Source organism: Blastococcus mobilis (assembly GCF_900188025.1).
GTDB lineage: Bacteria > Actinomycetota > Actinomycetes > Mycobacteriales > Geodermatophilaceae > Blastococcus_B > Blastococcus_B mobilis.
Genome location: NZ_FZNO01000030.1, coordinates 42047 through 51956, shown reverse-complemented (window position 1 = coordinate 51956; position 9910 = coordinate 42047). Strand labels below are relative to the sequence as shown.

The window sequence follows — 9910 nt, the reverse complement described above, 5'->3', positions numbered from 1 at the left end:
CGAAGTGGTGTCTTGGCGGACGCCCAACACCTACCTCACGGCCGGTGCGGGCAGGGGGCCGCCACCTCAACTTCTACGAGACCCGGGACAACCTCGCGAACGTGTGCCGGAGCATGTGGGGCGTGACCGTCGGGAAGTTCGGGTCGAACTGACGACAGCGATCAGCAGCGGTCCTGAAGGTGTACCGCCAGTTGCCCTCTGACACGGGCGCACCGGTGCTCCTGACGAAGAGGAGCCCGCTTCCGCCGTCGGGGGCTACAAGGCGTCGTCGCTGCGGGATGCTCAGGTGGGACCAGCGCACCCGCCGTCCGTTGATAGTCGCCCCGTCCCTCGTGGGGTTGGAGACCATCAGGCGCCGCTGCGGCGTCCACGATGAGCCGTCGGTGTAGATCGGGCGCTCCAGCGACACGTAGTCAGCGACCGCGCTGAGCGCGGCGGCGGTCACCCACGTCGTCCTGGCCCTCGCTCCCTTCGCGATCTTCTGCGACACCGGAAGCGGGATGTAGTTCTGGAAGGGGCCAGCAGGCTGTGGCATCTCCCAGACGAGCAGGTTCGAGAACTCCTGTCGGCGAAGGCCGCTGTGGCGCACGAGTTCTCCCATCGCGCGGTTGCGGGTGGCGAGGCGCCCGGCGAAGTCGTCATCGGGTTGTCCGGTGGGGTCAGCGCCCCCGAGCCCAGCGGCGATGAACATGTCCGCGTAGTCGAGATCCAGGTGCCGCAGCGTGGCCAGGGCGGACCCGGCCTTGGCGCGCGCGAGGTTCCGCTTCGCGGTGTCGTGCCCTCGGTGGGACCGGGGGAGACGCAGCACCTTGTAGTTGAAGGGTGGTCCGCTGATCTTCCCGGCCTCGACCGCCCAGGCGTAGAAGTTTTCCATCGCGGAGACGGCGCGGTTCCAGGCTGCTCCGCCGATGATCTGAACGACGTCGTCGCCGTCCCCCTGGAGTCGGCCCTCCCGGTAGTCCGATACGGCCGCCTTCAAGCGGTCAAGGTCGTCGAAGAGCCACTGGCCGCGTGATTCCAGGAACTGCGCCCAGGCGAGGACGTCATCGGCGTAGCCCGCCCACGTACGTGGCGAGTGGCAGCCTCGCTCGCGCAGCGAGCGGAGCCAGGCGTTCAGGTCCTCGACGGGACTCATGTCGTCATCGAGTACGAACGGCAGCCCGTCGGGGATCGGCACGGGCGGGTTGCGGGTAAGAGCCTGGACGTGGGACCGGCTGAACACGTACGTCTGCACGGCAGGCTGCTCCTCGACGGGGGACTGGGTGTAACACGGCGCCACACCTCTGCAAACGGTATCGGTCACCTCCGACAGGTCCTGGAGATGTCACACGTACCGTTTCAACCCCTAACCGACTTGTAATCGGGCGGTTAGGGGTTCGAGTCCCCTCGTCGGCTCCGTCGTGGTGTGCGAGCTCGGCTGATCCTCGACGCTCCCTCGATGAGGGAGTTGGGCGTGGCCGAGCAGCGCTATCTGGCGGCGACCGCCGAGGGCCATCCGGTCTGCTCGGTGGCTCAGCAGGGGGGTGTCTCCGCAGACGCTCCGTGCGTGGCTGCGGCGGTCCGAGGGCGGCGGGCTGTTGGAGTGGGCGGTCCACCGCCGGGACGTCGGCCCGGTCGGTGCGCCGGCGAGCCGGGGCGGTGGGGGGCTTCGGCGTAGGCGAGGGCGGCCACAGGGGCTCCTTCGACGTCGTCCGGGAACGACTCGAAGACTCCCGGAACCACCGGACCGCCAAAGCTGTCGGACGGTGTATTCGCGTGCTCCGGAACCGCGTACGTGGGGCGCCCACGGGCGAGGCGTGCCAGGGTCGGAACACAACCGCCGTACGACGAGGAGGCAGCGTGAGCGACCACGTGTACCGGCTGAGCGAGATCGTGGGCAGCAGCCCGGTCAGCGTCGACGAGGCGATCCGCAATGCGATCGGGAAGGCGTCGCAGACGGTGCGGAACATCGACTGGTTCCAGACCGAGGACATCCGCGGCCAGGTCGTCGACGGCGGCGTCGCCTACTTCCAGGTCACCGTGAAGATCGGGTTCCGGGTCGAGGACTGACGATCAGTCGAAGCTCCCGGCGCCGCCGCGGCGGTAGGGGGAGTGGCGCTCCACGCGGGCCCGCTCCGCCCGCTCGGCGCGCAGCCGGCCCGCGGTGCCCGGCGGGTATCCGGCCTTGGTGACCCGGTGCTCGATCGTCTCGGTCATGAAGGCGATCGAGAACAGCAGGCCGAGCATCAGCCCGCCCGCGGCGGCCGAGAGGCGGTAGGCGAGGGGCACCGGGACGGCGACTACACAGAGGACGAGCACCGGTAGCAGCTGCACCACCGCCCGGGCGAGGTGCCGCCAGACCCAGGTGGGTCCAGTCGTGTCGGCCAGCACCCAGGGGGAGAGTTCCCGGGGCAGGCCGCCGCCGAGGGCGTACCAGACCCACTGTGCGGGGTTGGGTCGCTTCCGGGCCACACCCCGACGGTAGGCCGGTCGGGCGCACCGTTGCCCCCCGGGCGTCGCCGGGTGGACACTCCCGGCACCGTTCGCGAGGGAGGCTTTCGTGCAGATCAGCCAGCTGCTCCGGCACAAGGGCCGTGAGGTCACGACCATCGACGGGGCGGAGAGCGTCCGGACCGCCCTAGCCCTGCTGGCGGACAAGGGGATCGGCGCGCTCGTCGTATCCTCCGACGGCCGCCGGATCGACGGCATCGTCTCCGAGCGGGACGTCGCCCGGGGGCTGCACAGCCGCGGCGCCGGCCTCCTGGCCGAGCCGGTCTCGAGCGTGATGACCGCGCAGGTGCACACCTGTCAGCTGAATGCGAGCGTGCACGACCTCGCGCGGACGATGACCGACCACCGGGTCCGGCACGTGCCGGTCGTGGAGGACGGCGCACTGATCGGCATCGTCTCCATCGGCGACGTCGTCAAGGCGCGGCTCGACGAGCTGGAGGAGGAGCGCAGGCAGCTGGTCGACTACATCCAGACTCCCTGAAGAAGGACTCCGAGAAGGACCCCGTCCTCTTCACCACTCGCACGCTCGCGGCGGTGCCCGGGACGGGGCCGTCGACCCTCGCCGGCTCGGGGCGGGATCCGGGACGGCGGCCACGTACGGTGCGGCGGTGGACGAGCGTCGGCTGGGGGTGGTCTCCGGGCTCTCGGCCTACGCGCTGTGGGGACTGTTTCCCCTCTACTTCCCCCTCCTGGAGCCGGCCGGCGGCCTGGAGATCGTGGCCCATCGAGTGCTGTGGTCCCTGCTGGTCGTCGGGATCCTGCTCACGGTGCTCCGCCGGTGGGCGTACGTGCGCGCGCTCGTCACCGACCGGCGCCGGCTGCTGGTCCTGTTGGGAGCGGCCGTCCTCATCGCCGCCAACTGGCTGGTCTTCGTCTACGGCGTGAACTCCGGCCACGTGGTGGAGACCTCGCTCGGGTACTTCATCAATCCACTGGTGAGCGTGCTGCTCGGCGTGGTGGTGTTCAGCGAGCGACTGCGCCGGCTCCAGTGGGTCGCCGTGGGCATCGCGGCCGTCGCCGTCGTCGTCCTGACCGTCGACTACGGGCGGCCGCCGTGGATCGCCCTGGCCCTGGCGTCGAGCTTCGGCCTCTACGGGCTGATGAAGAAGCTGGTGCGCACCGAGGCGGCTCCCGGCCTCTTCGTCGAGACCGCGCTCGTCGCCCTTCCCGCGGCCGTGGTCCTCGGCATCGCGCATTCCGCGGGGGACGGGACGTTCGGCAACGCCGGGGTGGGGCACGCGCTGCTCCTGGCCAGCTCGGGCGTCGCGACCGCGATCCCGCTCCTGCTGTTCGCCGCCGCCGCGCGGCGGATCCCGCTGTCCACGGTCGGGCTGCTGCAGTACCTCACCCCGTCGATGCAGCTGGCGATCGGGCTCTTCGTCTACGACGAGCCCATGCCGCCCGCCCGCCTGGCCGGCTTCGCGATCGTCTGGGTGGCCCTGGCGGTCTTCACGGCGGACACCCTGCGACACGCCCGGGCGGACAGTCGCCGCGCGGCGGCCGAGGCGGTTCCTGCGGGGCCGTGACCGCGGTGTCGGAGCACGCTGTCGCGCTCCCCGAGACTGTCGGACCCCGCCGCTACCGTCGCTCCCGAGGCACCACCGGACACCGGTGCGGCCGAGCGAAGCAGGAGATGGACGAGCCATGACCGACGACCCGACCCCGGTGCTCTCCCCACCCCGGCCCGAGGGCCTGGAGACGGCTTCCGTGCAGGTCCCGGGCCTGCAGCTCTCGCGACGGGAGCACGACATGCTCACCTTCGAGCGGCAGTGGTGGCGCCGCCCAGGGGCCAAGGAGACCGCCATCCGCGACCGCTTCGGCGTGACCCCGACGCGGTACTACCAGGTGCTCAACGCCCTGGTCGACCGCCCCGACGCCCTGGCTGCCGACCCCTTGTTGGTTCGACGGCTCCGACGCCTGCGACTCGCGCGGCAACGAACGCGCTCGTCCCAAGGTTCTGTCCAATGAGAGTTACACCGGTTAGATTTGCTCACCGTGGGCAGGCACGCGGAATCAGACAGTGACGCTCGGGACCGGGGAAGCGTCCCCCCAGCCCCTGCTCGTCGCCGTACGGACGTCCCCGACGGACTGTGGAGCGGCGCTGCCTCGGAGCTGAACGAGCATCCGACCGCCCCCGGTCGTGACCGGTCCAACAGCGCCCGCCGGCCCGCCGCGCCGCCCGTGCCGGCCGCCGTCGACCGCACCCCGGACGCCGGTGGTTCGGTGTCCCGTGCGCGGCTCCCGCTCCCCCCGGTCCCGGCCACGTCTCGCCCGGCCGCCCGCACCGCCGCGCCGGGTCGCCCGGCAACGGCCCCCCGCACCTCCGTGGCGCCCTTCCAGGCCGTCCCGGCCCCCGAGCCGCGCCTCGAGCTGTCGAGCGACGACCCGTTCCTGCCCGCGTCGCCCACCGCCACGCCCGCTGCTGCCGCGCGGGGTGACCTGCTGGAGCGGCCCTCCCGCGTACAGGCCGCCCCGGCTCCCGCGCTACCGCGGCGCGAGGGCGTCTGGCCCGACGCAGAGCCGTCCCTCGCCTCGACGGGCCCCTCCGGGCTGCGGTCCCGGCCCGCTCCGCAGGTGCCGCGCCAGACGACCGCGGACGGCTCGTCGTCGCTGGCCTACGGTGACTGGACGAAGCCCTCCCGCTCCGGGGACGGGCCGTTCGCGACCGACCCCGAGCTGCTCTCCGGAGCGCCGCTGCCCCGCCGCAGCGCGCCCGGCACCACCGCGATCCCGGAGCGCTCGGTCCGGGGGCGCCGGTCGGCCGACGAGCTCGACGCCGAGCCCGAGGAGCCCACCGAGGCAGCGGCGCCCGTCCGTGAGTCCGGTACCGGTCCCGTGGGTGGCCGAGCGGCGATGCGGGCCGAGCGGCAGGCCGCCGACGCCGTTCGTCGCAAGGCCGAGAAGCGCAGCGGTTCGGCCGTGGCCGTCCTCGACGAGGACGAGCCCCGCAAGCCGCGGCGTGTCCTGAAGGGCTTGATCGCCCTGACGGTGGTGGCGCTCGTCGTGCTCGGCGTCTACTCCTACGTATCGCCCGAGACGAAGGAGACCGCGGCGAAGGCGCCGGCCGGCCCCAGCAGTGCGGCCCCGGTCGTCCCGGACACCAGCTCGCTGCCGGCCTTGCCCACCGATCCCATCGAGGTCGAGCCGATCGTGGCCGCACCGGTGCGGGTGCCGGTCACCGTGCTGAACTCCACCACCATCAACGGCCTGGCCGCCAAGGTCGCGGCGGCCGTCGCTGCCGGCGGTTGGGAGACGCCCGCCGTCGGCGCGTACACCGCCGGCGACGTGGCCGCCAGCACGGTGTTCTTCACCGAGGGCGACGAGAACCAGCGGCAGGCCGCCCTCCAGCTGATCGAGCAGTTCCCCCAGCTGCAGGGCCCGACCGCCCGCTTCTTCGAGGTCCCTGCCGATGTCCAGGCACCCGGTCTCGTCGTCGTCACGACGGGCGACTGGCAGCCCTGATCACCGGTCCGGGGCCGGCCGACCGCCGGTCCCCGGGCGTGCGGTGCCCTGACCGGAACACGGATCGTCCGCCGTCCGTTGGCCGCTTCGTGCGCCCCCTCCGCGGGCTCGTGCGTCCCCGCCCGCGCTCCGGCGCCCGTGTGACGTCCGCAGTCCTGGCCCTCTGTCTCGCGTCGAGCGCATTGCTCGCCCTCGCCCCCTCGGCCGCCGCCGCCGAGGTCCGGACGGAAGCGGCGCGGGTGCCCTCCGGCAGCGGTGCGGACGCGGTCGAGCTCGACACCACGCTCTACCTCCCCCCGGGCGACGGCCCGGCTCCCGCCGTCGTCCTCGCACACGGGTTCGGTGGCAGCAAGCAGTCCGTCGCCTCCGACGCCCAGCACCTCGCCGAGCGCGGCTACGTCGTCCTGACCTACTCGGCCCGCGGTTTCGGCGGGAGCTCCGGGCAGATCGGCCTGAACGATCCCCGGTACGAGGTCGCGGACCTGTCCACCCTGCTGGACCTCCTCGCCGACCGGGACGAGGTCGAGCTCGACGGCGACGGGGACCCTCGTGTCGGCGTCGCAGGAGGCTCCTACGGTGGTGCGCTGGCGCTACTCGGCGCCGCGTACGACGAGCGGATCGATGCGATCGCGCCGCAGATCACCTGGAACTCACTGACCGCAGCGCTCTTCCCCTCCCAGACCGGCACCGTCGACGCCGGCACCGTCGCCGCGACCCCGCAGGACGCCGGCGCGGGTGTCTACAAGCGGCTCTGGGCCGGACTCTTCTTCGGCGTGGGATCGGTGCCGACCGGGGGCCTGCTCGACGCGCTCGGTGGCGCCACGGGCGGGAGCGAGGACGGCGACGAGGAGAACGCCGACAGCGGTGGCGGGCCGGCCTCCGCCGACGGGCTGATCCTCCCGGACCTGTCCTCCCTCGACCCGGCCGCCGTGGAGCAGACGCTGATCTGTGGGCGCTTCCGGGCCGACATCTGCGCCGCGTACCAGACGGCGGCGACCACGGGGACGCTGACGCCGGAGATCGCCGCCGTCCTCGACCGCAGCAGCCCGGCCGGCGTCCTGGATCGGATCGAGGCACCGACCCTGCTGATCCAGGGCACCCAGGACTCGCTGTTCGGCCTCGGTCAAGCCGATGCCAACGCCCGCGGCATCGCCGCCGACGGCACCCCGGTCAAGGTCGTCTGGTTCCCGGGCGGACACGACTCCTCCGCGTCGGACCAGGTCACCGCCGACCTGCGGGAGCAGGTCGCGGGCTGGTTCGACTTCCATCTGCGGCAAGAGGGCGCCGACCCCGGTACCGGCTTCGAGTACCCGGCACCTACCGGCCTGGGCGGCGTCGGCCAGATCCAGGGCGACAGCCAGACGGTCGTCGCCGGCGCCTATCCCGGCCTGGACGGCGGGGACGCCGCCGCGCGCCGGAACATTGCGCTCAGCGGGCCGGCCCAGCCGGTCGTCACCCCGGCCGGCGGCACCCCCGGAGCGCTGACCACCGTCCCGGGCCTCGGTGCGCTGACCTCGGCACTGGGCGGCGCGACGCTCGAGATCCCCGGGCAGTTCGCCGCCTTCGAGAGCCAGCCGCTCGACGCCGCCGTCGAGGTCGTCGGCGCTCCGACGGTGGAGCTCGCCGTTGCCGCCCCCGGCGGCTCTGCCACGCTCTTCGCCAAGCTCTACGACGTCGCGCCCGGCGGTGGGACGACGCTGCCGGCCGGGCTGGTGGCCCCGCTGGCGCTCACCGGCATCTCCGCCGACCCGGCCCGACCCACGACGGTGCGGGCCACCCTGCCCGGGATCGTGCACCGGTTCGAGGCCGGACACACGATGCGGCTGGTCGTCTCCTCCACCGACCAGGCCTTCGCGCTCCCGGCGGACTCGGCCGTCTACTCCGTCGCGCTCGCCGGCCCGGCCGAGGTCGCGGTGCCTCAGGTCGAGGGCCGGACCGGGGCCGACACCGGCTCGTCACGGTGGTGGGTGCTGCTGGGCGTCCTCGTCGGCCTCGGCCTGCTCGGCTGGGCCGTGGCGCTGCTGTGGGGCCGCCACCGCCGGCGTCAGGTCTCGGCCGTCGAGCCGGACGGCGAGGACGTTCCGCTGCGCTTCGAGGGCGTGACCAAGGCGTACAAGGACGGCTTCGTGGCAGTGCGCGACCTCTCCTTCGAGGTGCGCCGCGGGCAGGTCCTGGGTCTCCTCGGGCCCAACGGGGCAGGCAAGACGACGTCGTTGCGGATGCTCATGGGGTTGATCCGCCCCACGGAGGGACGCATCAGCATCTTCGGGCACGCGGCAGGACCCGGTGCACCGGTGCTGTCGCGGCTGGGATCGTTCGTCGAGGGGACCGGTCTGCAACCGCACCTGTCGGGTCGCGACAACCTGCAGCTCTACTGGGCAGCGACCGGCCGTCCGGCCGCGGACGCGCACATGGAGGAGGCGATCGAGGTCGCCGGCCTCGGGACCGCCCTCGACCGGCCGGTGCGCCGCTACAGCCAGGGGATGCGGCAGCGGGTGGCGATCGCCCAGGCGATGCTCGGCCTGCCCGACCTGCTGGTGCTCGACGAGCCGACCAACGGGCTGGACCCGCCGCAGATCCACGCCATGCGGGAGGTCCTGCGGTCCTACGCCGCGACCGGCCGCACGGTCATCGTCTCCAGCCATCTGCTGTCGGAGATCGAGCAGACCTGTAGCCACGTGGTGGTCATGGCCAAGGGCCAGAAGATCGCGCAGGGCACGGTCGAGGAGATCGTCGGCACCGGTGGGACGGTGCTCGTCGGCCTGTCCGACGACGCCGACACCGACCGGGCGATCGCCGTCCTCGAGGGGCTGCCCGGGGTGAGCGCCGGGCGCACCGATGAGGGGCTGATCGCCGACCTGGACGGCTACAGCCGCGCCGCGGCGCTGCAGGCCCTGGTGGGCGCCGGCATCGACGTCGACCACTTCACGCCACGACGTCGGCTCGAGGACGCCTTCCTGGCGCTGGTGGGGGAATCATGAGCACCGAGCCAGGGGCCGAAGTGGCCACCATGGCCCCGCACGTGCAGTCGACCGGCGCGGTGGCCGGGTACCGGCCCGGACGGACGCTGCGGCTGTCGGTGGAGCTGCGGCGGCAGTTCAAGCGGCGCCGGACGATCGGCGTCCTCGCGCTCATGGTCGCGCTGCCGCTGATCCTCATCGGCGCCCTCCAGCTGGGCGGCGCGGAGGAGGCAGAGGAGAACAGCCGGGTCAACCTCGTCGACGTCGCGACGGCGAGCGGGCTGAATCTCACGCTGTTCGTCCTCTTCGCGACCACCGGCTTCTTCCTGGTGGTCGTCTTCGCGCTGTTCTTCGGCGACACGGTCGCCAGTGAGGCCTCGTGGGGGTCGCTGCGCTATGCCCTGGCCACCCCGGTCCCGCGGGCGCGACTGCTCCGGCAGAAGTGGCTGGCCGCGCTCGTCCTCTCGGTCGGATCGCTGGTGACGGTGGTCGTCGTCTCCGTGATCGCCGGCGGGATCGCCTTCGGCTTCGGTGACGTGGTGACGCCCGTGGGGATCGCTCTCGACCAGGGAACCGCCGTCGTGCGGCTGGCCGGGATGGTCGGTTACCTCGCCGTCCACCTGCTCGTCGTCGGAAGCCTGGCCTTCTGGCTCTCCACGGTGACCGACGCCCCGCTGGCCGCGGTAGGCGGCGCCGTCTTCACCACCGTGGTCTTCGCGGTCCTGGAGCAGGTGGAGCAGCTCGGCGCGGTCCGGGACTGGTTCCCGACGGCGTTCAACTACGCCTGGACCGACCTCCTGCAGACCCCCGTCGACTCCGCGGACCTCTTCCGCGGCGTCGTCCAGGGCCTGGCCTACTCGGCTGTGTTCACCGCGCTCGCGTTCCGGCACTTCGCCCGGCGCGACGTGACCTCGTAGGTCGGATCGATGTCGCGCCGAGTGGGTCCCGGAGGGGTCCCGGAGGTGTGACGGGACGCGCTCCGCGCGACTGCGGCGGGC

At 72.7% G+C, this 9910-nt stretch carries 9 protein-coding genes; 7 read left to right on the top strand and 2 right to left on the bottom strand.

The annotated features are described in order from the left end of the window. Positions 1 to 73: 73 nt before the first annotated feature. Positions 74 to 1234, bottom strand: a complete 1161-nt coding sequence (locus tag CHB94_RS20925; RefSeq protein ID WP_141137589.1) for a tyrosine-type recombinase/integrase — start codon at positions 1232 to 1234, stop codon at positions 74 to 76. Positions 1235 to 1839: 605 nt separating this feature from the next. On the opposite strand from CHB94_RS20925, the gene CHB94_RS20920 reads away from it, so the two are divergent. Beyond that, on the top strand, positions 1840 to 2049 hold the full coding sequence (locus CHB94_RS20920) for a dodecin (protein ID WP_089338481.1): 210 nt from the start codon (positions 1840 to 1842) through the stop codon (positions 2047 to 2049). Between the two features lie 3 nt (positions 2050 to 2052). On the opposite strand, the gene CHB94_RS20915 is transcribed toward CHB94_RS20920, so the two are convergent. Further along, positions 2053 to 2451, bottom strand: a complete 399-nt coding sequence (locus tag CHB94_RS20915; protein ID WP_089338480.1) for a DUF5313 family protein — start codon at positions 2449 to 2451, stop codon at positions 2053 to 2055. Between the two features lie 88 nt (positions 2452 to 2539). Between CHB94_RS20915 and CHB94_RS20910 the strand changes: the two genes are divergently transcribed. The 6 genes from CHB94_RS20910 (at position 2540) to CHB94_RS20885 (ending at position 9829) form a co-directional block, all read left to right on the top strand. After that, a complete protein-coding gene (locus CHB94_RS20910) occupies positions 2540 to 2971 on the top strand; it encodes a CBS domain-containing protein (RefSeq protein ID WP_089338479.1) in 432 nt (143 codons plus the stop codon). 127 nt (positions 2972 to 3098) lie between these two features. Next, positions 3099 to 4016 carry an EamA family transporter RarD gene (rarD, locus tag CHB94_RS20905; RefSeq protein ID WP_089338478.1) on the top strand — a complete coding sequence of 306 codons (918 nt, stop codon included), beginning with the start codon at positions 3099 to 3101 and terminating at the stop codon, positions 4014 to 4016. A gap of 118 nt (positions 4017 to 4134) precedes the next feature. Then, a complete protein-coding gene (locus CHB94_RS20900; protein WP_089338477.1) occupies positions 4135 to 4458 on the top strand; it encodes a DUF3263 domain-containing protein in 324 nt (107 codons plus the stop codon). A gap of 357 nt (positions 4459 to 4815) precedes the next feature. Then, positions 4816 to 5952, top strand: a complete 1137-nt coding sequence (locus tag CHB94_RS20895; protein ID WP_141137588.1) for a LytR C-terminal domain-containing protein — start codon at positions 4816 to 4818, stop codon at positions 5950 to 5952. Between the two features lie 140 nt (positions 5953 to 6092). Further along, a complete protein-coding gene (locus CHB94_RS20890) occupies positions 6093 to 8933 on the top strand; it encodes an alpha/beta fold hydrolase (protein WP_254920820.1) in 2841 nt (946 codons plus the stop codon). Next, entirely contained in the window at positions 8930 to 9829 is a 900-nt protein-coding gene (locus CHB94_RS20885) for an ABC transporter permease (RefSeq protein WP_254920819.1), read from the top strand. The genes CHB94_RS20890 and CHB94_RS20885 overlap by 4 nt, the downstream gene beginning before the upstream one ends. Positions 9830 to 9910: the final 81 nt, after the last annotated feature.